The sequence below is a fragment of the uncultured Cetobacterium sp. genome, assembly GCF_947038635.1.
Lineage (GTDB): Bacteria > Fusobacteriota > Fusobacteriia > Fusobacteriales > Fusobacteriaceae > Cetobacterium_A.
Genome location: NZ_CAMQXC010000020.1, coordinates 1 through 24,845, shown reverse-complemented (window position 1 = coordinate 24,845; position 24,845 = coordinate 1). Strand labels below are relative to the sequence as shown.

At 32.4% G+C, this 24,845-nt stretch carries 22 protein-coding genes, 1 tRNA gene and 1 other annotated feature; all 23 genes read left to right on the top strand.

The annotated features are described in order from the left end of the window. Window positions 1–215: 215 nt before the first annotated feature. Window positions 216–368 (top strand): 50S ribosomal protein L33, encoded by a 153-nt coding sequence (rpmG, locus tag Q0V08_RS03780; protein WP_023051526.1) that lies wholly within the window; start codon window positions 216–218, stop codon window positions 366–368. A 68-nt stretch (window positions 369–436) separates the two neighbouring features. Continuing rightward, window positions 437–512: transfer RNA gene (locus Q0V08_RS03775), tRNA-Trp, on the top strand. Window positions 513–547: 35 nt separating this feature from the next. Then, window positions 548–730, top strand: coding sequence for a preprotein translocase subunit SecE (gene secE / locus Q0V08_RS03770; protein WP_023051525.1), 183 nt, complete (start codon window positions 548–550; stop codon window positions 728–730). Window position 731: 1 nt separating this feature from the next. Further along, window positions 732–1,331, top strand: coding sequence for a transcription termination/antitermination protein NusG (nusG, locus tag Q0V08_RS03765; RefSeq protein WP_023051524.1), 600 nt, complete (start codon window positions 732–734; stop codon window positions 1,329–1,331). 70 nt (window positions 1,332–1,401) lie between these two features. Continuing rightward, the gene (gene rplK / locus Q0V08_RS03760) at window positions 1,402–1,827 is read left to right on the top strand and encodes a 50S ribosomal protein L11 (RefSeq protein ID WP_023051523.1); all 426 of its coding nucleotides are present in this window, start codon (window positions 1,402–1,404) and stop codon (window positions 1,825–1,827) included. Between the two features lie 80 nt (window positions 1,828–1,907). Further along, the gene (gene rplA / locus Q0V08_RS03755; RefSeq protein ID WP_023051522.1) at window positions 1,908–2,612 is read left to right on the top strand and encodes a 50S ribosomal protein L1; all 705 of its coding nucleotides are present in this window, start codon (window positions 1,908–1,910) and stop codon (window positions 2,610–2,612) included. A 77-nt stretch (window positions 2,613–2,689) separates the two neighbouring features. Then, window positions 2,690–2,832 (top strand) — a sequence feature (ribosomal protein L10 leader region). An 18-nt stretch (window positions 2,833–2,850) separates the two neighbouring features. Next, on the top strand, window positions 2,851–3,375 hold the full coding sequence (gene rplJ, locus Q0V08_RS03750) for a 50S ribosomal protein L10 (RefSeq protein ID WP_023051521.1): 525 nt from the start codon (window positions 2,851–2,853) through the stop codon (window positions 3,373–3,375). Between the two features lie 74 nt (window positions 3,376–3,449). Next, entirely contained in the window at window positions 3,450–3,812 is a 363-nt protein-coding gene (gene rplL / locus Q0V08_RS03745) for a 50S ribosomal protein L7/L12 (RefSeq protein ID WP_023051520.1), read from the top strand. 207 nt (window positions 3,813–4,019) lie between these two features. Further along, on the top strand, window positions 4,020–7,517 hold the full coding sequence (gene rpoB / locus Q0V08_RS03740) for a DNA-directed RNA polymerase subunit beta (protein WP_297432200.1): 3,498 nt from the start codon (window positions 4,020–4,022) through the stop codon (window positions 7,515–7,517). Window positions 7,518–7,585: 68 nt separating this feature from the next. Continuing rightward, window positions 7,586–11,530 carry a DNA-directed RNA polymerase subunit beta' gene (gene rpoC, locus Q0V08_RS03735; RefSeq protein WP_297432198.1) on the top strand — a complete coding sequence of 1,315 codons (3,945 nt, stop codon included), beginning with the start codon at window positions 7,586–7,588 and terminating at the stop codon, window positions 11,528–11,530. Window positions 11,531–11,586: 56 nt separating this feature from the next. Then, window positions 11,587–12,462: a YicC/YloC family endoribonuclease gene (locus Q0V08_RS03730; RefSeq protein ID WP_297432196.1), complete on the top strand. Its 876-nt coding sequence runs from the start codon at window positions 11,587–11,589 to the stop codon at window positions 12,460–12,462. 13 nt (window positions 12,463–12,475) lie between these two features. Continuing rightward, window positions 12,476–13,030 (top strand): guanylate kinase, encoded by a 555-nt coding sequence (gene gmk, locus Q0V08_RS03725; protein ID WP_023051516.1) that lies wholly within the window; start codon window positions 12,476–12,478, stop codon window positions 13,028–13,030. Window positions 13,031–13,039: 9 nt separating this feature from the next. Beyond that, window positions 13,040–13,258: a DNA-directed RNA polymerase subunit omega gene (gene rpoZ / locus Q0V08_RS03720; RefSeq protein WP_023051515.1), complete on the top strand. Its 219-nt coding sequence runs from the start codon at window positions 13,040–13,042 to the stop codon at window positions 13,256–13,258. After that, window positions 13,251–14,240 (top strand): FAD:protein FMN transferase, encoded by a 990-nt coding sequence (locus tag Q0V08_RS03715; protein WP_297432192.1) that lies wholly within the window; start codon window positions 13,251–13,253, stop codon window positions 14,238–14,240. The genes rpoZ and Q0V08_RS03715 overlap by 8 nt, the downstream gene beginning before the upstream one ends. Before the next feature lie 106 nt (window positions 14,241–14,346). Then, window positions 14,347–16,317 carry a sodium-translocating pyrophosphatase gene (locus Q0V08_RS03710; protein ID WP_297432202.1) on the top strand — a complete coding sequence of 657 codons (1,971 nt, stop codon included), beginning with the start codon at window positions 14,347–14,349 and terminating at the stop codon, window positions 16,315–16,317. A 267-nt stretch (window positions 16,318–16,584) separates the two neighbouring features. Continuing rightward, complete coding sequence (gene pykF, locus Q0V08_RS03705; RefSeq protein WP_297432190.1) at window positions 16,585–17,994, top strand: pyruvate kinase PykF; 1,410 nt, start codon at window positions 16,585–16,587, stop codon at window positions 17,992–17,994. A 72-nt stretch (window positions 17,995–18,066) separates the two neighbouring features. Continuing rightward, window positions 18,067–19,374 carry a phosphopyruvate hydratase gene (gene eno / locus Q0V08_RS03700; protein WP_023051511.1) on the top strand — a complete coding sequence of 436 codons (1,308 nt, stop codon included), beginning with the start codon at window positions 18,067–18,069 and terminating at the stop codon, window positions 19,372–19,374. Window positions 19,375–19,488: 114 nt separating this feature from the next. Further along, a complete protein-coding gene (gene tyrS, locus Q0V08_RS03695; protein WP_297432188.1) occupies window positions 19,489–20,715 on the top strand; it encodes a tyrosine--tRNA ligase in 1,227 nt (408 codons plus the stop codon). Next, window positions 20,715–21,188, top strand: a complete 474-nt coding sequence (locus Q0V08_RS03690; RefSeq protein WP_297432186.1) for a GNAT family N-acetyltransferase — start codon at window positions 20,715–20,717, stop codon at window positions 21,186–21,188. The genes tyrS and Q0V08_RS03690 overlap by 1 nt, the downstream gene beginning before the upstream one ends. Window positions 21,189–21,199: 11 nt before the next feature. After that, on the top strand, window positions 21,200–21,835 hold the full coding sequence (nth, locus tag Q0V08_RS03685; protein WP_297432184.1) for an endonuclease III: 636 nt from the start codon (window positions 21,200–21,202) through the stop codon (window positions 21,833–21,835). A 100-nt stretch (window positions 21,836–21,935) separates the two neighbouring features. Further along, window positions 21,936–23,102, top strand: a complete 1,167-nt coding sequence (locus Q0V08_RS03680) for a cysteine desulfurase family protein (protein ID WP_185890950.1) — start codon at window positions 21,936–21,938, stop codon at window positions 23,100–23,102. A 27-nt stretch (window positions 23,103–23,129) separates the two neighbouring features. Then, the gene (gene nifU, locus Q0V08_RS03675; protein WP_297432181.1) at window positions 23,130–23,504 is read left to right on the top strand and encodes a Fe-S cluster assembly scaffold protein NifU; all 375 of its coding nucleotides are present in this window, start codon (window positions 23,130–23,132) and stop codon (window positions 23,502–23,504) included. A gap of 64 nt (window positions 23,505–23,568) precedes the next feature. Beyond that, window positions 23,569–24,702 carry a D-alanyl-D-alanine carboxypeptidase family protein gene (locus Q0V08_RS03670; RefSeq protein WP_185890952.1) on the top strand — a complete coding sequence of 378 codons (1,134 nt, stop codon included), beginning with the start codon at window positions 23,569–23,571 and terminating at the stop codon, window positions 24,700–24,702. Window positions 24,703–24,845 lie beyond the last annotated feature (143 nt).

Here is a 24,845-nt window from a genome sequence, read left to right as displayed (position 1 = left end):
TACTTGGGGGGCAGCCCCCTGGGAGGATAGGAAGTTGCCAATCTTTTTTTATTTTGGAGTAAAGAAAAAACTGTTGACAAAAACGGAAAAAAGTGGTATTATCATCTATGTCTTAAAAAGAAAGCAATAAATAAGGAAACTCTTGTTTACCATACAATAAGCTATGAGGTATGGGAGGATTTGTGATATCCGTTAGATGAGTGGAGGTGTAAAGAGTGAGAGTAAATATTCAATTAGAGTGTACAGAGTGTAAAAGAAGAAACTACAGTACTTCAAAGAATAAGAAGAACACTACTGAAAGATTAGAATTAAATAAATACTGTAAATGGGACAAAAAAGTAACATTACATAAAGAAACTAAAAAATAATTCTTAATCTAAGAAGCCTATGCGCTTCTTGATTAATTATTTAAAGTAAAACATTTGCAACAACATGCAGGTCAATGGCTCAATTGGCAGAGCATCGGTCTCCAAAACCGAGGGTTGGGGGTTCGATTCCCTCTTGACCTGCCATTTTTTTTATAAATTAAAATTACTGGTGGTGCAAAATGGGACTAATTAATGATGTAAGAAGAGAGTATTCTAAGGTTCAATGGCCTAGAAGAAAAGAGATTGTTGCAGCAACTAGTTGGGTTGTTGCTATGAGTATATTTTTAGGAATATACTTAGGAGTTTTCGATATAATTGCTTCAAGACTTTTAAAGATGCTTGTATCTCTCTTTGGAGGATAAAATGGAAAAAAGCTTAGTGAAAAAATGGTTTATGATTCATACTTATTCGGGGTATGAGAAAAAAGTTAAAACAGACTTAGAACAGAAGATAGAAACTTTAGGATTATCTAATATAGTAACTAAAGTTTTAGTTCCTGAAGAGGAAACTATCGAAGAGAGAAGAGGAAAGAAAAAAGTTATTTCAAGAAAACTATTTCCTGGGTATGTTATGCTAGAAATGGAAGCTACTAGAGAGGAAAGTGGAGATGGAATCAACTTTAGAGTAGACTCTGATGCTTGGTATGTTGTTAGAAATACTAATGGTGTAACAGGATTCGTTGGTGTGGGATCTGATCCAATTCCAATGGAAGATGATGAAGTAGAAAATATCTTCTCTGTTATAGGATACAAAAATGATGAGGATGAGAAAGCAATAAAAGAAGTTATAAAGGTTGACTACGAAGTAGGAGACTATGTAAAACTTCTATCTGAAGGTTTTGAAAACCAAGAAGGAAAAGTTGCAGAAATCGATATGGAACATAGAAAAGTTAAGGTAATGATGGAGATGTTTGGAAGAATGACTCCTATCGAAGTTGATCTTAACAGTGTAGAGAAGGCTTAATTAAATAAATTTAAGTCAGTGGGAGATCGCAAGATCAATACCACAATTTTATGGAGGTGTAATTTAAACAATGGCAAAAGAAGTAATCGGATTAATAAAACTACAATTACCTGCTGGAAAAGCTAACCCTGCTCCACCAGTAGGACCAGCATTAGGACAACACGGAGTTAACATTATGGAATTCTGTAAAGCGTTCAATGCAAAAACTCAAGATAAAGCAGGATGGATCATTCCAGTTGAAATCTCTGTTTATAACGACAGATCTTTCACATTTATCTTAAAAACTCCACCAGCATCTGACTTATTAAAGAAAGCTGCAGGAGTTAAATCAGGAGCTCAAAACTCTAAAAAAGAAGTAGCTGGAACTATAAATACAGCTAAATTAAGAGAAATCGCTGAAACTAAGATGCCAGATTTAAATGCTGGATCAGTAGAAGCTGCTATGAACATCATAGCTGGATCAGCAAGATCAATGGGAATCAAAATAGAGGACTAATTAGAAGTCAATTCTTATTTATGTGATATTAAGTGGTAGGATGTAAACATCCGTTTAACCACAGGAGGAGGAAATTTTCAATGGCAAATAAAAGAGGTAAAAAATACCTAGAAATAGCTAAATTAGTTGAGCAAGGAAGACTATACGAGGTTAAAGAAGCTATAGAACTTGTAAGAAAGACAAGAACTGCTAACTTCGTAGAGACAGTTGAGATTGCATTAAGATTAGGAGTAGATCCTAGACATGCAGATCAACAAGTTAGAGGTACAGTTGTACTTCCAAATGGAACAGGAAAAACAGTTAAAATATTAGCAATCACTTCAGGAGCTAACATAGAGAAAGCTTTAGAAGCTGGAGCAGACTATGCTGGAGCAGAAGAGTATATCGAGAAAATCCAACAAGGTTGGTTTGACTTTGATATCGTAATCGCAACTCCAGACATGATGCCTAAATTAGGAAGATTAGGAAGAATCTTAGGAACTAAAGGTTTAATGCCTAACCCTAAGTCAGGAACAGTTACACCAGATATCGCAACGGCAGTATCTGAGTTCAAGAAAGGAAAACTTGCATTTAGAGTAGACAAGTTAGGATCAATCCATGCGCCAATCGGTAAAGCAGATTTCTCTGAAGAAGCTTTATTAGAGAACTTCACAGCGTTCATCAATGAGATTGTAAGATTAAAGCCATCTGCATCTAAAGGTCAATACTTAAGAACTGTTGCAGTTTCTTTAACAATGGGACCAGGAGTTAAAATGGATCCAGTTTTAGTTGCAAAAAATGCTTAATTAAAATTTGCAAAAATTTAAATTATGTGTTATAATTATAAAGTTGTAAAATTATAACTTAAAAAGTTGGATAAATAATTAAATATAGATCCAAACCAAAGACCGTAGGTGACGCAAGTCTTAAATATCCTACCGAGGTTGGAAGAAGGTATTCACTAACCTCATAGTTAGATTTTGAACCTCCGTTCCTACCTTGGAGCGGAGGTAATTTTAGAGTAAAAGAGGAGGTGAATCAATAATGGCAACTCAATTAAAAAAAGAACTTGTAGCTGAATTAGTTGAAAAAATTTCTAAAGCTCAATCAATCGTTTTAGTTGACTATCAAGGTCTTAAAGTTAATCAAGAGACTGAGTTAAGAAAACAAATGAGAGAAAACGGAGCTGAGTACTTAGTTGCTAAGAACAGACTGTTCAAGATAGCACTAGCTGAGGCTGGTATCGCTGATAAATTCGATGATTTACTAGAGGGGACTACTGCATTTGCATTCGGATATGCTGATCCAGTAACTCCAGCAAAGGTAGTTTACGATGTAGAAGCGGCTCAAGCAAAAGCAAACGCAAAAGCTAAGAAGACTATATTCACTATAAAAGGTGGAGTATTAACTGGTAAGAGAGTTGAAGCTTCAGAGGTAGTAGCATTAGCTAAATTACCATCTAGAGAGCAACTTCTTTCTATGGTTCTTAACGGAATGCTTGGACCAGTTAGAAAACTTGCTTACGCAACTGTGGCAATCGCTGAGAAGAAAGAAGCAGCTGCTGAGTAATCACTTGTTGATTTTAGAGTATTATTGATTTAATAAAAAGAAGAAAAATTAGGAAAATTTAAGGAGGATTTATAATGGCATTCAATAAAGAGCAATTCATAGCTGATTTAGAAGCTATGTCAGTATTAGAGTTAAGAGAATTAGTAACAGCTTTAGAGGAGCACTTCGGTGTTACTGCTGCTGCACCAGTAGCTGTAGCTGCTGCTGAGGGACCAGCTGTAGAGGAGAAAACTGAGTTTGATGTAGTTTTAACTGCTGCAGGAGCTAACAAAATAGCTGTAATCAAAGAGGTAAGAGCAATTACTGGATTAGGATTAAAAGAAGCTAAAGAATTAGTAGATAACGGTGGAACATTAAAAGAGGGAGCTTCTAAAGAAGAGGCTGAAGCTATAAAAGCTAAATTAACTGAAGCTGGAGCTACAGTAGAGGTTAAGTAATAACCCTTACAAAGTTGCATAAGCGACTAGTTATACTTAAATAAAAAAAATAGGCACTCTAATGGGTGCCTTTTTACTCATTATAATGAAAATTATTAAATAATCTATTAAAAGTAAGTTAATACTTAATCTTTTGAAAATAAAAGGCTTTTATTTTCCAAAGATTAGGTATTGATCACTATATGAAATAGTAAGGAGTGTGAATTGATGGGGAAACTCGTTGAAAGATTGAATTTTGGAAGAATCGAAGAAAGAGGTAGCATGCCTCATTTTTTAGAATTCCAACTGGATTCCTATGAAGATTTTCTACAAGCTAAGGAGGCTCCACTTAACAGAAAAGATAAGGGGCTTGAATCTGCTTTTAGAGAAATATTCCCTGTTGAATCTTCAAATGGAGATATAAAATTAGAGTATGTTTCTTATGAGTTACATGAAGCGGAAGCTCCATTGAATGATGAGCTTGAATGTAAGAAAAGAGGGAAGACTTATTCTGCATCTTTAAAGGTAAGATTAAGACTTACTAATAAGAAAAGTGGAAACGAAATCCAAGAAACACTTGTTTATTTTGGAGAAGTTCCTTTAATGACTGAAAGAGGAACATTTATAATAAATGGTGCTGAGAGAGTTGTAGTATCACAGTTACACAGATCTCCTGGAGTATCATTTAATAAAGAAGTTAATATCCAAACAGGTAAAGACCTGTTCTCTGGAAAAATTATTCCTTATAAAGGAACATGGTTAGAGTTTGAAACTGATAAAAATGACTTCTTAAGTGTAAAAATTGATAGAAAGAAAAAAGTTTTAGCAACTGTATTTTTAAAAGCAGTTGATTTCTTCGATACAAACGAAGAGATAATGGATGAGTTTTTAGATGAAAAAGAAATTAATTTATCTGAATACTATTCAAGATACTCAAATAAAGAGGAACTAATTAGTGTTCTTAAAACAAAAATCGAAGGAAGCTTTGTTAAAGAGGATATTTTTAATGAAGAAACTGGAGAGATTTTATTTGAAACTAAACAACTAATTACAGAAGCTGTAATATTTGATTTAGTAGACCTAAAAATAGAAAATATTTTAGTTTGGGAAGTAAAACCAGAAGATAAAGTATTTGCAAATACAATAGTAAATGATACTGGAGATACAAAAGAAGAAGCTGTAACAGAGGTATTTAAGAAATTAAGACCTGGAGATTTAGTAACTATTGATTCAGCTAGATCTTTAATAAAGCAGATGTTCTTTAATCCTCAAAGATACGATTTAGAGCCTGTTGGAAGATATAAAATGAACAAAAGATTAAAATTAAATCTTCCAGAAGATGAAATTTTATTAACTAAAGAGGATGTAATTGCAACAATAAAGTATGTAATTAGTTTAAACAACGGAAAAGGACATACGGATGATATTGACAACCTATCTAACAGAAGAGTTAGAGGTGTTGGAGAGTTATTATTAATGCAAATTAAAGCAGGACTTTCTAAGATGGGTAAAATGGTAAAGGAGAAGATGACAATTCAAGATGTTGAAACATTAACTCCACAATCATTATTAAACACTAGACCACTAAATGCTTTAGTATTAGACTTCTTTGGATCAGGACAATTATCACAGTTCATGGACCAATCAAACCCACTTGCTGAATTAACTCATAAGAGAAGAATATCAGCATTAGGACCTGGAGGACTTTCAAGAGAAAGAGCCGGGTTCGAGGTTAGAGACGTTCACGATTCTCACTACGGAAGAATTTGTCCTATAGAAACTCCAGAGGGACCAAACATTGGACTTATTGGATCTTTAGCTATATATGCTAAAGTAAATTCATATGGATTTATAGAAACTCCATATGTTAAGGTAGAAAATGGAGTTGCTAACTTTGATGATATCCATTATTTAGCAGCAGATGAAGAAGAAGGATTATTCATAGCCCAAGCGGATACTAAACTTGGTGAAAATGGAGAGCTTTTAGGAGATGTTGTATGTAGATATGGACATGAAATAGTAAATATTTCAGGAGAAAAAGTTCATTATCTAGATGTATCACCTAAACAAGTTGTATCAGTTTCAGCAGGATTAATACCATTCCTTGAGCACGATGACGCCAACAGAGCACTGATGGGATCAAACATGCAAAGACAAGCAGTACCATTATTAAGAACAGAGGCTCCATTCATTGGAACAGGACTTGAAAGAAAAGTTGCAGTTGATTCAGGAGCAGTAATCTCAGCTAAAGCAAAAGGTAAAATTATTTATGTAGATGCAAAAGAGATTATTATAGAAGATGCAGAAGGAAAATCTTACAGACATAGATTATTAAATTTTGAAAGATCAAACCAAGCAATGTGTTTACATCAAACACCACTAGTTGACCTAGGACAAGAAGTAGAGTTAGGACAAGTAATTGCTGATGGACCTGCAACAAAAGGTGGAGATTTAGCTCTGGGAAGAAATATTCTAATGGCATTCATGCCTTGGGAAGGATATAACTATGAGGATGCTATTCTTATATCTGATAGATTAAGAAAAGATGACGTATTTACATCAATCCATATAGAGGAATATGAAATAGAAGCTAGAAATACTAAATTAGGTGATGAAGAGATTACAAGAGAAATACCAAATGTTTCTGAGGAAGCATTAAAGAACTTAGATTCAAGAGGTATAATTGTAGTAGGATCAGAAGTTGGACCAGGAGATATCCTAGTAGGAAAAACAGCACCTAAAGGTGAATCAGAGCCACCAGCAGAAGAGAAGTTATTAAGAGCTATCTTCGGAGAAAAAGCAAGAGATGTAAGAGATACATCATTAAAAATGCCTCATGGATCAAAAGGAACAGTTGTTGAAGTTCTTGAATTATCAAGAGAAAACGGAGACGAGTTAAAAGCTGGAGTAAATAGATCGATAAGAGTATTTATTGCTGAAAAAAGAAAAATAACTGTTGGAGATAAAATGTCAGGAAGACACGGAAATAAAGGTGTTGTTTCTAGAGTATTACCAGCAGAAGATATGCCATTCTTAGCAGATGGTACACACTTAGACGTTGTAATCAATCCACTTGGAGTTCCTTCACGTATGAACATCGGACAGGTTCTAGAGGTTCACTTAGGAATGGCAATGGGTAAATTAAATGGTGGAACTTATTTATCAACTCCAGTATTTGATGGTGCAACAGAAGAACAAGTAAAAGATTATTTAGAAAAAGCTGGATATCCAAGAAAAGGTAAAGTTACTTTATTTGATGGAAGAACTGGAGATAAATTTGATAATCCAGTAACAGTTGGAAGAATGTATATGTTAAAGCTTCATCACCTTGTTGAAGATAAGATGCACGCAAGAGCAATTGGTCCTTATTCACTAGTAACTCAGCAACCTCTTGGAGGAAAAGCACAGTTCGGAGGACAAAGACTTGGAGAGATGGAGGTTTGGGCTTTAGAGGCTTACGGAGCTTCAAATATCCTTCAAGAAATGTTAACAGTTAAGTCTGACGATGTAACAGGTAGAACAAAAACTTATGAAGCAATTGTAAAAGGTGAAGAGATGCCAGAGGCAGATTTACCAGAGTCATTTAAGGTTTTATTAAAAGAGTTCCAAGCACTAGCATTAGATGTAGAACTTTTTGATTCTGACAATGAGTTAATTAACGTTAATGAAGAGTTAGGAAAAGACGAAACAATCGTTGAGTTTTCTTTATCTGACCAAATAAACTAAATTTAAGTAAAATTGAATATGATGATAGATGAAAGCTTTATCTCATTTAAGGAGGCTTTGTATTTAATATGGGAATTAAAAGTTTTGAGAAGATTAGAATTAAACTAGCTTCTCCAGAGAAGATAGAAGAGTGGTCGTACGGAGAAGTTACGAAACCAGAAACAATAAACTATAGAACATTAAATCCAGAGATGGATGGATTGTTCTGTGAAAGAATATTTGGACCATCGAAAGATTGGGAATGTTCTTGTGGAAAATATAAAAGAATGAGATACAAAGGACTAGTTTGTGAGAAATGTGGAGTTGAAGTAACTAAGTCTAAAGTAAGAAGAGAGAGAATGGGGCATATAGCATTAGCTGCCCCAGTAGCTCATATTTGGTACTCTAAAGGAACACCAAATAAGATGTCTCTTATTTTAGGAATTTCTCCAAAAGAGTTAGAGTCAGTTTTATATTTTGCTAGATATATAGTAACAGCTAGTGAAGAGCCAACTTTAAAAATTGGTAAAATCATAACTGAAAAAGAGTACAAGCTATATAAGCAAATGTACGGAAAACAATTTGAAGCAAAAATGGGAGCAGAAGCTATTTTAAAACTGTTAGAAATGATAGATTTAGAAGAGTTAAGAGTAGAGCTAGAAAAAGAGCTTGAAGATGTAAATTCTGCACAAAAGAGAAAGAAGTTAGTTAAAAGATTAAAGATAACTAGAGACTTTATAGCATCTGGTAACTTACCACAATGGATGATTTTAAAGAATGTTCCAGTTATTCCAGCTGATTTAAGACCAATGGTTCAATTAGATGGTGGAAGATTTGCTACTTCTGACTTAAATGATTTATATAGAAGAGTTATCAATAGAAACAATAGATTAAAAAGACTTTTAGAAATAAAAGCTCCAGAAATTGTTGTAAAAAATGAGAAAAGAATGCTTCAAGAAGCAGTTGACGCTCTAATTGATAATGGAAGAAGAGGAAAGCCAGTTGTTGCTCAAAATAACAGAGAGTTAAAATCACTTTCTGATATGTTAAAAGGAAAGCAAGGTAGATTTAGACAAAACCTACTTGGAAAAAGAGTAGATTACTCTGCAAGATCGGTTATTGTTGTAGGACCTTCTTTAAAAATGCACCAGTGTGGAATTCCTAAAAAGATGGCTCTTGAGTTATACAAACCTTTCATAATGAGAGAGTTAGTAAAAAGAGAGTTAGCTTCTAATATAAAAACAGCAAAAAAATTAGTTGAAGATGCAGACGATAAAGTTTGGGATGTAATTGAGGATGTTATCCAAGATCACCCTGTTTTATTAAATAGAGCTCCAACATTACATAGACTATCAATACAAGCTTTTGAACCTGTATTAATAGAAGGAAAAGCAATAAGATTACATCCATTAGTATGTTCAGCATTTAATGCGGACTTTGATGGAGACCAAATGGCTGTTCACTTAATGCTATCACCAGAAGCTATAATGGAAGCAAAACTTCTTATGTTAGCTCCAAATAATATTATATCTCCATCAAATGGAGAACCAATAGCTGTACCATCTCAGGATATGGTTATGGGATGTTTCTATATGACAAAAGATAGACCAGGAGCAAAAGGAGAAGGAAAATCTTTTTCTAATAAAGAGCAAGTTTTAACAGCTTACGATAGAGATATCATTGATACTCATGCTGTTGTAAATGTAAGAATTAATGGTGAAATGGTTAAGACTACAGCTGGTAGAATCATGTTTAATGAGATGTTACCTGAAGTAAACAAGCAATATGATGTAACATTTGGAAAATCTCAATTAAAAAAACTTATTGGTAAGTTATATGAAATGCATGGATTTACAAAAACTGCAGAATTAATAAATGATATTAAAAACTTTGGATATCACTACGCAACATTTGCGGGAGTTTCAGTTGGTATTGAGGATTTAGAGATTCCAGAAACTAAAAAATCAATCTTAGAAGAAGCAGATCAAAAAGTTGCAGATATTGAAGCAGATTATAAAGCTGGAAAAATTATAAACGAAGAGAGATATAGAAAAACTGTAGCTCTTTGGTCAGAAACAACAGCTAAAGTAACTGATGCAATGATGAGTGGACTAGATCAATTTAACCCAGTTTATATGATGGCGAACTCTGGAGCCAGAGGATCGATTGCACAGATGAGACAGCTTGCGGCAATGAGAGGAAACATGGCCGATACACAAGGAAGAATCATCGAGGTTCCGATTAAAGCGAACTTTAGAGAAGGACTAACAGTATTAGAATTCTTTATGTCATCACACGGAGCTAGAAAAGGTCTAGCAGATACGGCACTAAGAACTGCCGATTCTGGATATTTAACAAGAAGACTAGTTGATATATCACATGAAGTTATTGTAAACTCAATTGATTGTGGAACTCATGAAGGAATTGAGGTAGCAGAACTAGTTTCAGATGGACAAGTAATCGAAAAATTATCTGAAAGATTAATTGGTAGAGTACCTGCTGAAGATGTAATATATGAAGGAGAAGTAATTGCTAGAAGAAATGAGATGTTTACAAAAGAGCAAATCGCTAGAATTACAGAACTAGAAATAAAGAAAATAAAAATTAGATCTCCATTAACATGTGACCTTGAAAAAGGAGTTTGTCAAAAATGTTATGGAATGGATCTAGCTAACCATAAAGAGATATTATTAGGAGAAGCGGTTGGAGTTATAGCAGCTCAATCAATCGGAGAACCTGGTACACAGCTTACAATGAGAACATTCCATACTGGAGGAGTTGCCACAGCTACAGCTGCTGCAACAAGTATTAAAGCTGAAAATACTGGAAAGGTTGTATTCAAGGATATAAAACTTCTAGAAAATCAAGAGACTCAAGAGAAAATTGTAGTTTCTCAGTCAGCTAAAATCTTAATAGGAAACTATGACTATGAGATTGCTTCAGGATCTATCTTAAAAGTTGAAGAGGGTCAAGAAGTAAAACCAGGAGATGTTTTAGTAACATTCGATCCATATCATATTCCTATTATTGCAAACCAAGATGGAAGAATTGAATATAGAGAATTATATGTAAAAGAAAACTTTGATGAAAAGTATAACGTTACAGAATATATGGCTATAAAAACTGTAGAATCTGGAGATTCAAACCCAAGAGTAGTTATATTCGATGAAGATGGAACTGCAAAAGAAAGTTACTCAATACCATTTGGAGCATACTTAATGGTTAGAGAGGGTGAATCTGTAAGAACAGGACAAATCATAGCAAAAATCATTAAAGAGGGAGAAGGAACGAAAGACATCACTGGAGGTCTTCCAAGAATTCAAGAGCTATTTGAAGCTAGAAACCCTAAAGGAAAAGCTATTCTGTCAGAAATAGATGGAAAAGTTGAAGTAACAGGAAGAAAGAAAAAAGGTATGAGAGTAATAATCATAAGATCTATTTCTGATTCTGAAAACTTTAAAGAGTACTTAGCACCAGTTGGAGAGCATTTAGTTGTAACAGATGGAATGTTAATTAAAGCTGGAGATAAAATAACAGACGGAGCTATATCACCATTTGACGTTTTAAACATCAAAGGATTAGTTGCAGCAGAGCAGTTTATACTAGAATCTGTTCAACAAGTATATAGAGACCAAGGAGTTACTGTAAATGATAAACATATAGAGATTATCGTTAAGCAGATGTTTAAGAAAGTAAGAATAGTAGAATCAGGAGCTTCATTATTCCTAGAAGATGAAGTTGTAGAGAAGAGAGTTGTTGAATTAGAAAACAATAAGTTAAGAGCTGAAGGAAAAGCAGAAATCAAATATGAGCCTGTTATTCAAGGTATTACAAAAGCAGCTGTTAATACAGGAAGTTTCATATCAGCAGCATCATTCCAAGAAACTACAAAAGTACTTTCAAATGCAGCAATAGAAGGTAAAGAGGACTACTTAGAGGGACTTAAAGAGAATGTAATTATAGGTAAGAAAATTCCAGCAGGAACTGGATATAAAGCTTATAAAAACATAGTTCCAGTTGAGATAGAGGACTAATAAAATAGGCGACTTTGTCGCCTATTTTAGCATTTTATTTATGAGGGGTTGATATTATGAGAAGTATGACAGGATATTCAAAAGAATATTTTGAAAATGAGAAGTATGCTATATCCTTAGAGATAAAAAGTGTTAATAATAAAAACTTAAATTTAAAGATAAAATCACCTCATATGCTAAATTTTTTGGAAAATAAAATCAGAACAGAGGTTGCTTCTAGAGTTACAAGAGGAAGTATAGATTTGAAAATTGAATTTCAAGATAAAAGAGAAGTTGATAATTTATTTGAATATGATAAAAATATGACGGCATCTTATTTGAAAGTTTTGAATACTATAGAAAAAGAATATGAAGAAAAGTTTAGTAACAAACTTGATTTATTAGTTAAGAATTTAAATGTCATTAGAAGAAATGATTTAGAGATAGATGAAAAAGAATATGAAAATTTTATAGTGAAAAATCTTCACTTGCTATTAGATTCTTTTATTGAGATGAAAGAAGCTGAAGGAGCTAGAATGAAAGATTATTTTCTACAATGTATTGCTATTATAGAAAATAATGTGACTGAAATAAAGAAATTAAAAGAAAATATTGTTATGAACTATAAAGAAAAGCTATTAGAAAGATTATCTAAAATAAGCGATGTAGAGTTCAACGATGAGGTTCTATTAAGAGAAGTTCTTTTATTTACAGATAAATCTGATATTTCAGAGGAAGTTTCTAGGTTAGAGAGTCATCTTGTTCAATTAAAAATAGAGTTAGATTCTCCAAATGCAGGTGTAGGAAAGAAAATTGATTTTATTCTTCAAGAGATTTTTAGAGAGTTAAATACTTCAGGAGTAAAATGTAATTTATATGATATTTCAAAATTGATTGTAGAATGTAAAAATGAGATAGAAAAAATTAGAGAACAAGCTCTAAATATAGAATAAAGGAGAATAAAAAATGAAAAAGGGTGAACTATTTATTGTATCGGGACCAAGTGGTGCTGGGAAATCAACAATATGTAGAATAGTTAGAAAACAGCTAGGTATTAATTTAGCAACTTCAGCTACAACTCGTGCTCCAAGAGAGGGAGAGCTACACGGGAGAGATTATTATTTCCTATCAGTGGAAGAATTTAAAAACAAAATAGAAAATAATGAATTTTTAGAATACGCAACTGTTCATACTAACTACTATGGAACTTTGAAATCTGAAGTGGAATCAAGATTAGCATCAGGTGAAAATGTAATTCTTGAGATAGATGTTCAAGGAGGGCTTCAAGTAAAAGCAGCTTATCCAAATGCTCACTTAATATTCTTCAAAACACCAACAATGGAAGATTTAGAGAGAAGACTAAGAGGAAGAAAAACAGATAGTGAAGAAACTATTCAACTTAGACTAAAAAATTCAATAAAAGAATTAGAATACGAAAAGGATTATGATATAACAATTATTAACTACACTGTTGAAAAATCGTGTGATGAGTTAGTGAAAATTATAAATTCTAAAAACTAGGAGGATTTTATGAAAAAAGTAATTACTTATGATGAATTATTAGAAAAAATACCTAATAAATATACATTAACAATAACTGCTGGAAAAAGAGCAAGAGATATTGGTAAGGGAGCACCAGTACTTACAAAAGTTTCTAAAAAAGATACTGTTGTAAAGAAAACTTTTAGAGAGATTATAGATGGAAAAATAACTTTCGGTGAACAAGCGGAGGATTTGATAAATGAGTAAGAGTAGAAATATTTTTCTACTCTTTTTGCTTTTTTTGTTACTTTTAGGTTGTGAAAAAAAAGTAAAAAGAGTAGATGATGAAAGATTTGCATTTGGAACTTTCTTTAAAATCTCTATTTTTTCAAATAGCGAAAAAGTAGCAAAACAATCTATAGAAGATGCCTTTACTGAAATAGAAAGAATTGATTCGAAGTACAATAGTAAAGTAAAAGGGAGTTTAACAGATAATTTAAATACGTTAAAAAAAGAAACTTTTGATGCTGAAGGAGTATTTTTATTAAACGAAGTTAAGAAGGCTTATAAGTTATCAGATGGTAAATATGATATAACAATGGAACCATTAATGACAGTTTGGGGATTTTCAGAAGAAGTACCTCCGAGAGATACTCTTCCTACAAAAATAGAACTTGAAGAAGCCGCATCTAATGTTGATTTCTCTCAAATTGAAATAATTGGAAATAATATAGTTATAAATAGAGATGGAGTAAAAATAGATACAGGATCTTTTTTAAAAGGATATGCAGTAAAAAAAGCTGGTGAAAAATTAAAAGAAGCAGGAGTAACTAGTGGATTTATTTCGGCGATATCAAGTATAGAAGCCATCGGTGTTAAAGGAGATGGAACTCCTTGGAAAATAGGAATTCAAAATCCTAATAATCCTTCAGAAATTTTAGGTATTATTGAACTTAATAATCAAAGTATGGGAGTTTCAGGTGATTACCAAACTTATGTGGAAATAGATGGAAAAAGATATCATCATATTTTAGATAAGGAAACAAAATATCCAGTAGAAGATAAAAAAATGGTAGTAGTTGTGAATAAAAATTCTTTAGAAGCTGATTTATATTCAACAACATTTTTCTTAATGCCTATTGAAAAAGTTTTAGAAAAAGCTAATTGTACACCAGATTTAGATGTTTTAATAGTTGATAAAAATGATAAAATTTATCTTTCAGAAAACTTAAAATTCAATAAAAAGTAGATCAAAATAAAGAAAAAAAGAACTTTGTTTTTTCTTGAAATATCTTGAACTTTCTCGTATACTTTAATCATACTAAACATACTGGGAGGTTTTAAAAGTGGAACAAATGATCTATTTGGGAATTTTCGGTGGTATTATAGCACTATTCGCGGCATCTTTCTACTCCAAGAAAGTTCAAAGTTATGAGATTAATATTCCGAGAGTAGCTGAAATTACAGAAGCAATTAGAGAAGGTGCAATGGCTTTTCTTTCGGCGGAATATAAAATTTTAATTTGGTTTGTTGCAGCAGTAGCAATTTTACTAGGAGTATTTTTATCTCCAATGGTAGCAGTAACTTTTGTGATAGGAGCGTTAACATCGGCTTTAGCAGGAAACATCGGTATGAGAATAGCAACAAAAGCTAATGGAAGAACATCAATTGCAGCAAAAGAAGGAGGTTTATCGAAAGCTTTAGATGTAGCTTTTGCTGGTGGAGCAGTTATGGGACTTTCAGTTGTAGGATTAGGAATGTTAGGTCTTACAATATTGATTTTAGTATTTAATTGGGATGTAAGCATAATTACAGGATTTGGAATGGGTGCATCTTCAATAGCTCTATTTGCTAGAGTTGGAGGAGGAATATATACTAAAGCAGCTGATGTAGGAGCAGATTTAGTGGGGAAAGTAGAAGCAGGAATTCCAGAAGATGATCCTAGAAATCCAGCTACAATAGCTGATAATGTAGGAGATAATGTAGGAGATGTTGCTGGAATGGGAGCAGATCTTTTTGAGTCGTATGTAGGATCAATAATAGCAACATTAGCTATTGGTGCTGCAATGGAAACAAAAGAGTATCTATTAGCTCCAGTTATGATATCAGCATTTGGAATAATAGCATCAATATTAGCAACATTAACAGTTAAAACTGAAAATCCAGATGAAGTTTATCATAAGCTTGAAAATGGAACTAGAATAGCTGGAGTTTTATCAATAATTGCTTCTTTTGGAGTTATTAAATATTTAAACTTACCAATGGGTATATTTTGGGCAATAGTTGCAGGATTAGTTGCAGGACTAGTAATAGCTTATTTTACAGGACTTTATACAGATACAGGAAAAAAAGCAGTAAATAGAATTTCAGATGCAGCAAAAACAGGTCCGGCAACAACAATAATTGAAGGACTAGCAGTGGGAATGGAGTCAACAGTTGCTCCAATGATAATAATATCAATAGCAATAATTGTTGCTTATAAATTTGCAGGACTATATGGAATATCAATAGCAGCAGTAGGAATGCTTTCAACAACTGGAATGGTAGTTGCAGTTGATGCTTATGGACCAGTTGCAGATAATGCTGGTGGTATAGCGGAGATGGCAGAGCTACCTCATGAAGTTAGAGAGTGTACAGATAAATTAGATGCAGTAGGAAACTCAACAGCAGCAGTAGGAAAAGGGTTTGCTATAGGATCAGCAGCTTTAACAGCTTTATCATTATTTGCTGCATATAAAGAGTCTATTCAAAAATTATCAGGAAAAGATTTTGTTCTTGATATAATAAATCCAGATGTAATAGTTGGAATATTTATAGGTGGAATGTTAACATTCCTATTCTCTGCTTTAACAATGACTGCAGTAGGAAAAGCAGCTATGGAAATGGTTGAGGAAGTAAGAAGACAGTTCAGAGAGATTCCAGGAATCATGGAAAAAAAGACAAAGCCAGATTATAAAAGATGTGTTGAAATCTCTACACACTCATCATTAAGAGAGATGTTATTACCAGGAATACTTGCAGTTTTAGCACCTGTGGTAATCGGGTTATGGTCACCTGAAGCATTGGGTGGATTATTAGCTGGAGCTCTAGTAACTGGTATTTTAATGGCTATTATGATGGCTAATGCTGGTGGAGCTTGGGATAATGCCAAGAAGCAGATTGAAGCAGGATATAAGGGCGATGGGAAAGGTTCTGAGAGACATAAAGCTGCAGTTGTTGGAGATACTGTAGGAGATCCATTTAAAGATACATCAGGGCCATCTTTAAATATATTAATTAAATTAATGAGTATAGTTTCTTTAGTTTTAGTACCACTATTTGTTTAAAAAAAAGTCCTAGTTAAACTAGGACTTTTTTATTGAAAATAAAAAGGAAAAGTCTAAAAAAATAAGAAGAACTATAAGAAATATTTTATAAAACTAATTAAAAATAAAGAGCTTATAAAAAAGTGGGAATAATAGAGTCAAAAAAAGGTAAAAAATAGATATTTAACTTTCTTGACTTTAGCTAGTATATTAGATAGAATTTGAATACAAAATGTAGGGATGTAAAAGATTAAAATATAGATTAAAAACTCATTATAGGAGGGAACTATGAAAAAAACAAAAATAGTATGTACAATAGGGCCAAAAACAGAATCGGTTGAGGTATTATCACAGTTATTAGAAGCTGGAATGAACGTTATGAGAATGAACTTCTCTCATGGAAGCCACGAAGAGCACGGACAAAGAATAGTTAATTTAAAACAGGCAATTGCAAACACAGGAATCAATGGAGCTGTTTTATTAGATACTAAAGGTCCAGAAATAAGAACAATCAAATTAGTAGGAGGAAATGATGTTTCTTTAGTAGCTGGACAAAAGTTCACTATAACTACTGATGAGACAGTAATTGGAGATTCTACAAGAGTTGCTGTAACATACAAAGGGTTAACAGATGACTTAAAAGCTGGAAACATAGTTTTAATTGATGATGGATTAATTGAAATGGAAGTTGAAGAAGTTGTTGGAAACGAAGTTAGATGTATTGTAAAAAATAATGGAGACTTAGGAGAGAACAAAGGTGTAAACTTACCAAATGTTTCAGTTCAATTACCAGCTTTATCGCCAAAAGATATTGGAGATTTAAAATTTGGATGTGAGCAAAACGTAGATTTCGTAGCTGCATCATTCATTAGAAAAGCTGATGATGTAAGAGCTGTTAGAGAGGTATTAGATGCTAACGGTGGAGAGAAAATAAAAATAATTTCTAAGATAGAAAACCAAGAGGGATTAGACAACTTTGATGAGATTTTAGAATTATCTGATGGTATAATGGTAGCTAGAGGAGATCTAGGAGTAGAAATTCCTGTAGAAGAGGTTCCATTTGCACAAAAAATGATGATAGAAAAATGTAACTTAGCAGGGAAAGTTGTAATAACAGCTACACAAATGCTAGATTCAATGATAAAAAACCCAAGACCAACTAGAGCAGAAGCTACAGACGTAACTAATGCAATATTAGATGGTACAGATGCAATAATGTTATCTGGAGAAACAGCAAAAGGAAAATATCCAGTTGAGGCTGTAACAGTAATGAGAAAGATAGCTGAAAAAACAGATCCATTAGTAGCTTTTGAAATAGAAAATGAAGATGGAGTAACTATAACTGAAGCTATGGCTAGAGGAACAGTTGATGTAGCAGAAGCATTAGGAGCTAAATTAATCGTATCAGGAACTGCATCAGGAAGATCAGCAACTGCATTAAGAAGATATTTCCCAGAAGCTTTTATATTAGCAATAACAAATAATGAAAAAACATATAATCAAATGATCTTAACAAGAGGAGTAATTCCATGTTTAGATACAACAGCTAAAAATTTAGAAGAGTTCTATATTTTAGCAGAAGCAAAAGCTTTAGCATTAGGGCTTGTTAAATCAGGAGATATAATGGTTGCATCGTGTGGAGAAGAAGTATTCAAAGCAGGAACAAGCAACTCAATGAAAGTTATTAAAGTAAAATAAACATTACATAAATTTTGAGACTTAATTTTAAAATATAAACTTTTATAAAATTCTAAGGAGGATTTAAAGAAAATGACTAGAATAGTTGAAGTTAAAGGAAGAGAAATTCTTGATTCAAGAGGAAACCCAACAGTTGAGGTTGACGTAATATTAGAATGTGGAGCTATGGGAAGAGCTGCAGTTCCATCTGGAGCATCTACAGGAGCTTACGAAGCAGTAGAATTAAGAGACGAAGATAAATCTAGATACTTAGGAAAAGGTGTTTTAAAGGCAGTAAACTATGTAAACACTGAAATTAAAGAGTTAGTAATCGGAATGGATGCAACTAACCAAGTAGCTATCGATAAAGCTATGATCGAGTTAGATGGAACTCCAAACAAAGATAGATTAGGAGCAAACGCTATATTAGGTGTTTCTTTAGCAGTAGCTAAAGCAGCAGCAGAGGCTTTAGGACAACCTTTATACAAATACTTAGGAGGAGTTAATGCTAAAGAGTTACCTTTACCTATGATGAACATATTAAATGGAGGAAGCCATGCTGATTCTGCAGTAGATGTTCAAGAGTTCATGGTTCAACCAGTTGGAGCTAAAACATTTGCTGAAGCTATGAGAATGGGATGTGAAATATTCCACCACTTAGGAAAAATTTTAAAAGCTAACGGAGATTCAACAAACGTTGGAAACGAGGGTGGATATGCACCAGCTAAAATCAACGGAACAGAGGGAGCTTTAGACATTATATGTCAAGCAGTTAAAGCAGCAGGATATGAGTTAGGAACTGATATTACATTTGCTTTAGACGCAGCAGCAACTGAGTTCTGTGTTGAAAAAGAAGATGGATCATTTGAGTATCACTTCAAAAGAGAAGGTGGAGTAGTAAGAACTACTGAAGAAATGATCGAGTGGTATGCTGGATTATGTGAGAAGTATCCAATTAAATCTATCGAAGATGGATTAGGAGAAAATGACTGGGCTGGATTCCAAATGTTAACTGCAAAAGTTGGAAAGAAAGTTCAAATCGTTGGAGACGATTTATTCGTAACTAACACTGAGAGATTAGCAAGAGGAATAGAAATGAAAGCTGCTAACTCAATCTTAATTAAATTAAACCAAATCGGAACTTTAACTGAGACTTTAGATGCAATTGAAATGGCTAAGAGAGCTAATATGACTGCTGTAATTTCTCATAGATCTGGAGAAACTGAGGATGCTACAATAGCTGATATCGCTGTTGCAACAAACGCAGGACAAATTAAAACTGGATCAACTTCAAGAACTGATAGAATGGCTAAATACAATCAATTATTAAGAATTGAAGAGGAATTAGGATCAGTTGCTCAATACAACGGAATTGAAGTATTCTATAACACAACAAAGTAATTAATTGATTTTATATAAAGAGAGACTTGAGGGTCTCTCTTTTTTATTAACCCTTTAAAAATAGGACCCTTTATGTTACAATAGAAATAAAATTAAAATATGGAGGAAATAAAAATGTCAAATGTTTTTGAAGTTTTAAAGGATCGTGGATACATAAAACAAATGACTCACGAAGAGGAGATAAAAGAGTTACTTGCAAAGGAAAAAGTAACTTTTTATATAGGATTTGACCCAACAGCAGATAGCTTACATGTGGGACATTTTATAGCTATGATGTTTATGTCACATATGCAGCAACATGGACATAGACCAATAGCTTTAATAGGTGGAGGAACTGCACAAATAGGAGATCCGAGTGGAAGAACAGATATGAGACAAATGATGACAGATGAAATCATAGCTCATAATGTAGCATCTATAAAAAAACAAATGGAAAAGTTTATTGATTTTTCTGATGATAAAGCTTTATTAGTAAATAATGCTGATTGGTTAAGAGGATTGAATTATATTGATTTCATAAGAGATATAGGATCTCAATTTTCTGTAAATAGAATGCTATCTGCAGAGTGCTTTAAGTCTAGAATGGAAAATGGAGGACTATCGTTTTTAGAGTTTAACTATATGTTAATGCAAGGATATGACTTCTTAGTTTTAAATAGAAAGTTTGGATGTACTATGCAGCTAGGTGGAGATGACCAATGGTCTAATATGATTGCAGGAGTAGATTTAATTAGAAAAAAAGACAGAAAACAAGGTTATGCAATGACATGTACTTTACTAACTAATAGTGAAGGTAATAAAATGGGAAAAACAGCAAAAGGAGCTTTATGGTTAGATCCGGAAAAAACATCTCCATATGAGTTTTATCAATATTGGAGAAATCTTCCAGATGCAGATGTAGCTCAGCCATTAGCATTGTTAACATTCTTACCTATGGATGAAGTTAGAAGACTTTCATCATTAGAGGGAGCAGAAATAAACGAAGCTAAGAAAGTATTAGCTTATGAAGTGACAAAAATTGTTCATGGAAAAGAAGAAGCTGAAAAGGCAAAACAAGCATCAGAAGCTTTATTTGGTCAAGGTGGACTTGATTTAACAAATGTACCAACATCAGAAGTAACAGAGGAAGTTTTAGGAAAAGGTGTAATAGATTTAATGGTTGAATTAGGATTATTAAAAACAAAGAGTGAAGGAAGAAGATTAGTTCAGCAAAATGGTTTAACTATAAATGATGAAAAAGTAATAGATTTTGCTATGGAGATAACAAATGACTTGTTTATAGATGGAGCTATGATGATAAAACAAGGAAAGAAAAAATATAATAGGATTGTTATAAAGTAGTGATAGTAGTAAGGGAAACCACGACGGATGACATAGAGAATATATATAATCATTTAAATTTGAACTATGTAAAAAAATATTGTAAAAATAATGAGGAGGAACAAAAAAAGAATCATGAAAGATGGTATAAATTCTTAATAAGTTCTCCTAATTATGCAATGTTTACTGTCGAAGACTTAAAAGGAACTTTCTTAGGAAATGTAAAATTTCAACTAGATGAAGATTTTGAAGGTGCAGAAATTTCCCTATATTTAGCTGAATGTATAAGAGGGAGAGGTTATTCTACAACAATAGTAAATGCAAGTATAGATGAATTAAGATTTAAGTATCAAAATTTAAAATATGTTGTAGCGTATATTTTAGAAGAAAATGATAGGTCAATTTTATGTTTTGAAAAGGCTCAGTTTAAGTTTAAAGGGCAAATAGAACATGGAGGTATCGATTATTTTTTATATATGAAAGTTTTTGAATAGTGGAGGGCATTTTGAGAAAAAAAGAAAGAGCTTTAAAAGTAATAGAGGTTTTACAAAATAAATTTGGGCATCCAAAGTGTGCTTTAAATTATACAACACCCTTTGAACTTTTAGTAGCGGTTATATTGTCAGCTCAATGTACAGATGTGAGAGTAAATATTGTTACAGAGAATATGTATAAAATAGTGAATACTCCAGAACAATTTGCAGCAATGCCATTAGAAGATATTGAAACGTTAATAAAAAGTACTGGTTTTTATAGAAACAAAGCTAAAAATATAAAACTATGTAGTCAGCAACTTATTGAAAAATATAATGGAAAAGTACCTCAAGAGATGGATGAGTTAGTTGGATTAGCTGGAGTAGGACGTAAAACTGCCAATGTGGTTCGTGGTGAAATATGGAGATTAGCTGATGGAATAACAGTTGATACACATGTAAAAAGATTAACAAATTTAATAGGATTAGTTAACGAGCAAGATGTAATAAAAATAGAAAAAGAATTGATGGAAATAATACCAAAAGAGTATTGGATAGACTTTTCTCATTACATAATCCTTCAAGGAAGGGATAAGTGTATTGCTAGAAGACCAAAATGTTTGGAATGCGAAATAAAAATGTATTGTAAGCATGGTGAAAAAGTATAAAAAAGTATACAAAAAAAGTTTTTAATTGTTGACATATATGGTAAAGAATGTTATTATCTTGGTGTAAGAATATAAATGATAACTTAAGGAGACGATAACTATGAGAGTTTATCTGGATAATAATGCAACTACAAAAATGGACCCTAAAGTATTAGAAGCAATGATGCCTTTTTTAACTGAGGAATATGGAAATGCTTTTAGTATGCACCTTTTTGGAAAGGAAACGGGAATAGCTGTTTCAGAAGCAAGAGAAAAGATTGCGACTTTATTAAAAGTTAAGCCAGAAGAGATTATATTTACTGCTTCTGGAACTGAATCAGATAACATTGCAGTTAGAGGCGTAGCTAAAGCATATAAAAATAGAGGAAATCATATAATAACAAGTTCAATAGAGCATCCAGCTATAAAAAATACCTTTAAAGATTTAGAGCAAGATGGGTATAAAGTAACATTTATACCAGTTGATAGTAATGGAGTAATAGATGTTAAAGCTTTAGAAGAAGCGATAACACCTGAGACAATTTTAATATCAATGATGCATGCAAATAATGAAGTTGGAACTATAGAACCAATAAAAATAATTGGTGAAATAGCTAAAAAAAATAGAATTTTACTACACGTAGATGCAGTTCAGAGTGTTGGAAAAATTCCTGTATATCCAAAAGAATTAGGAGCAGATTTATTAACTTTCTCAGGACATAAATTTCATGGTCCTAAAGGGATTGCTGCTCTTTATATAAGACAAGGTGTAAGGGTAGCTAGAACGATAACAGGTGGAGGACAAGAGAAGAAGTTAAGACCTGGAACAACAAATACCCCTGCAGTAGTAGGAATGGCTAAGGCTTTAGAAATAGCTTGCCAAGATATGGATATTGAAATAAAAAGAGAGCAAGAATTGAGAGATTATTTTGAAGATGAAATAGTTAAAAGAGTTCCAGAAGTTGTAGTAAATGGAAAATCGGTAGAGAGATTACCTGGAACTTCAAGTATAACTTTTAAATATTTAGAAGGAGAGTCAATTCTCTTATCTTTAAGCTATTTAGGTGTAGCTGTAAGTTCTGGATCAGCGTGCTCATCAGATGAGCTACAAGCATCACATGTTTTATTAGGAATGGGTATTGAACCAGAATTTGCTCATGGAACTATAAGATTTAGTTTAGGTAAGTATAATACAAAAGAGGAAATAGATTATACAATAGAGCAAGTTGTAAAAGTTGTTGAAAAATTAAGAATGTTATCACCTTTGTGGAATGAATATAGAAAATAAAAACAATTAAAAACTAAGGAGAAAATTATGCAATATACAGAAAAAGTAATGGATCATTTTATGAATCCTAGAAATGTAGGAACTATGGAAAATCCTGATGGATATGGTAAAGTTGGAAATCCATCTTGCGGAGATATTATGGAAATATTTTTAAAAATAGAAAATGATATAATAACAGATGTTAAATTTAGAACTTTTGGATGTGCGTCAGCAATAGCAACATCATCAGTTTCAACTGAAATGGTTCTAGGTAAGGATATTTATGAAGCGTTAGCAATAACAAATAAAGTAGTTGCAGAAGCTTTAGGTGGATTACCAGCTACGAAAATGCACTGTTCTGTTCTAGCAGAAGAGGCTCTAAAAGAAGCTATAGAAGACTACTTGGCTAAAAAACAAAAATAATGTATAATATTTAGGAACTATAAAAATATAGTTCCTAAATTTTTTTTATTTGGAGGAAGAAGCTATGAAGAAATTAGTTGTGGTTTTCGTATTAATTGCATCAACTTTATCTTTTTCAAAAAGTACTCAAAGTAAAGTAGTAAAAGATAATATTCCAGATTATAGAGCTTATGTATTGGGAGATGATGAAGGTAATGTATTTTACCAAGAGAATTCAACTCATAAATATCCATTAGCTTCTGTAACTAAAGTTATGACTATATTAGTAACTTTAGATGAAATAAGAAAAGGAAACATAGGTTTATATGATGAAGTAACAGTTGATTGGGAGATTTTAAGTGCCGGAGGAAGCTCTATTCCTATGGAAAGTGGAGAAAAAATAATAGTACTAGATTTACTTAAATCAGCAGCTATAAAATCTGCTAATAATGCTGCTTATGCATTGGCTAAGCACTCTGGAAAAGGTAGTATTCCAAGATTTATAGATATGATGAATGCAAAGGCTAAAAGTTTGGGATTAGAAAATGAATTAGAGTTTCATACCCCTGCAGGATTACCAGATCATATGACTAGAAAAAAATTGGATATGGGAACAGCTAACGGAATATATAGGTTATCTATAGAAGCTTTAAAGTATCCTGAATATATAGCAATTGCAAGACAAAAAACTGCTGAAATAAAAAATGGAAGTTACAAGTTAAAAAGTACAATTCATCTTTTAGGAAAAGAAGGTATCTATGGTTTAAAAACAGGATATCATACGAAATCAAGGTTTAATATAACGGTTTTAAGTGATAAAGATAATGCTAATATAGTAACTGTTGTGATGGGAGGAAAATCTCCTAAAATAAGAGATGGAAAAATACTTGAGTTAAATGAAAAATTTCATGAAAATTATAAAAATAAAGATATTATAAAAAAAGATATACCAGTTGTATCAATACCAATTTCAGGTGGATATGTTGCAGATGTAAAAACATATGGAACTAAATCTTTTTCCAAAATTGTAAAAAAAGATGCTGACGTTTCGATAGTTACGGAAAGAGAAAAAAAATTAATAGCCCCTATAAAGGCTGGGACAGTTGTTGGAAGTTATAAAGTATTAGTGAATGGTGAAGTAGTATTTAAAGATAAATTAATTGTAAAAAAAGACGTAGAAAAAAAGAAACTTATGGATAAGATAATGGAAATTTTTTAAAAAAATAAAAAAAGTTATTGACGAAGTTTAAAATTTATGATACTATAATTTTTGTCAGCGGGAAACACCGCCGACAAGAATTGTAGAAAAAGGACATTAACAACCGAATAGAGAAAATAGTCAGAAGTTATGAAAATAACAAA

What these genes read in the sequence shown, in the direction of transcription:
- eno (WP_023051511.1), top strand. Translation starts at nt 18,067, where the DNA reads ATGACTAGAATAGTTGAAGTTAAAGGAAGAGAAATTCTTGATTCAAGA.
- rplL (WP_023051520.1), top strand. Translation starts at nt 3,450, where the DNA reads ATGGCATTCAATAAAGAGCAATTCATAGCTGATTTAGAAGCTATGTCA.
- rpoZ (WP_023051515.1), top strand. Translation starts at nt 13,040, where the DNA reads ATGAAAAAAGTAATTACTTATGATGAATTATTAGAAAAAATACCTAAT.
- Q0V08_RS03715 (WP_297432192.1), top strand. Translation starts at nt 13,251, where the DNA reads ATGAGTAAGAGTAGAAATATTTTTCTACTCTTTTTGCTTTTTTTGTTA.
- nusG (WP_023051524.1), top strand. Translation starts at nt 732, where the DNA reads ATGGAAAAAAGCTTAGTGAAAAAATGGTTTATGATTCATACTTATTCG.
- pykF (WP_297432190.1), top strand. Translation starts at nt 16,585, where the DNA reads ATGAAAAAAACAAAAATAGTATGTACAATAGGGCCAAAAACAGAATCG.
- rplJ (WP_023051521.1), top strand. Translation starts at nt 2,851, where the DNA reads ATGGCAACTCAATTAAAAAAAGAACTTGTAGCTGAATTAGTTGAAAAA.
- gmk (WP_023051516.1), top strand. Translation starts at nt 12,476, where the DNA reads ATGAAAAAGGGTGAACTATTTATTGTATCGGGACCAAGTGGTGCTGGG.
- rpoC (WP_297432198.1), top strand. Translation starts at nt 7,586, where the DNA reads ATGGGAATTAAAAGTTTTGAGAAGATTAGAATTAAACTAGCTTCTCCA.
- Q0V08_RS03730 (WP_297432196.1), top strand. Translation starts at nt 11,587, where the DNA reads ATGAGAAGTATGACAGGATATTCAAAAGAATATTTTGAAAATGAGAAG.
- Q0V08_RS03710 (WP_297432202.1), top strand. Translation starts at nt 14,347, where the DNA reads ATGATCTATTTGGGAATTTTCGGTGGTATTATAGCACTATTCGCGGCA.
- Q0V08_RS03670 (WP_185890952.1), top strand. Translation starts at nt 23,569, where the DNA reads ATGAAGAAATTAGTTGTGGTTTTCGTATTAATTGCATCAACTTTATCT.
- rpoB (WP_297432200.1), top strand. Translation starts at nt 4,020, where the DNA reads ATGGGGAAACTCGTTGAAAGATTGAATTTTGGAAGAATCGAAGAAAGA.
- Q0V08_RS03680 (WP_185890950.1), top strand. Translation starts at nt 21,936, where the DNA reads ATGAGAGTTTATCTGGATAATAATGCAACTACAAAAATGGACCCTAAA.
- tyrS (WP_297432188.1), top strand. Translation starts at nt 19,489, where the DNA reads ATGTCAAATGTTTTTGAAGTTTTAAAGGATCGTGGATACATAAAACAA.
- rplK (WP_023051523.1), top strand. Translation starts at nt 1,402, where the DNA reads ATGGCAAAAGAAGTAATCGGATTAATAAAACTACAATTACCTGCTGGA.
- rplA (WP_023051522.1), top strand. Translation starts at nt 1,908, where the DNA reads ATGGCAAATAAAAGAGGTAAAAAATACCTAGAAATAGCTAAATTAGTT.
- nifU (WP_297432181.1), top strand. Translation starts at nt 23,130, where the DNA reads ATGCAATATACAGAAAAAGTAATGGATCATTTTATGAATCCTAGAAAT.
- secE (WP_023051525.1), top strand. Translation starts at nt 548, where the DNA reads ATGGGACTAATTAATGATGTAAGAAGAGAGTATTCTAAGGTTCAATGG.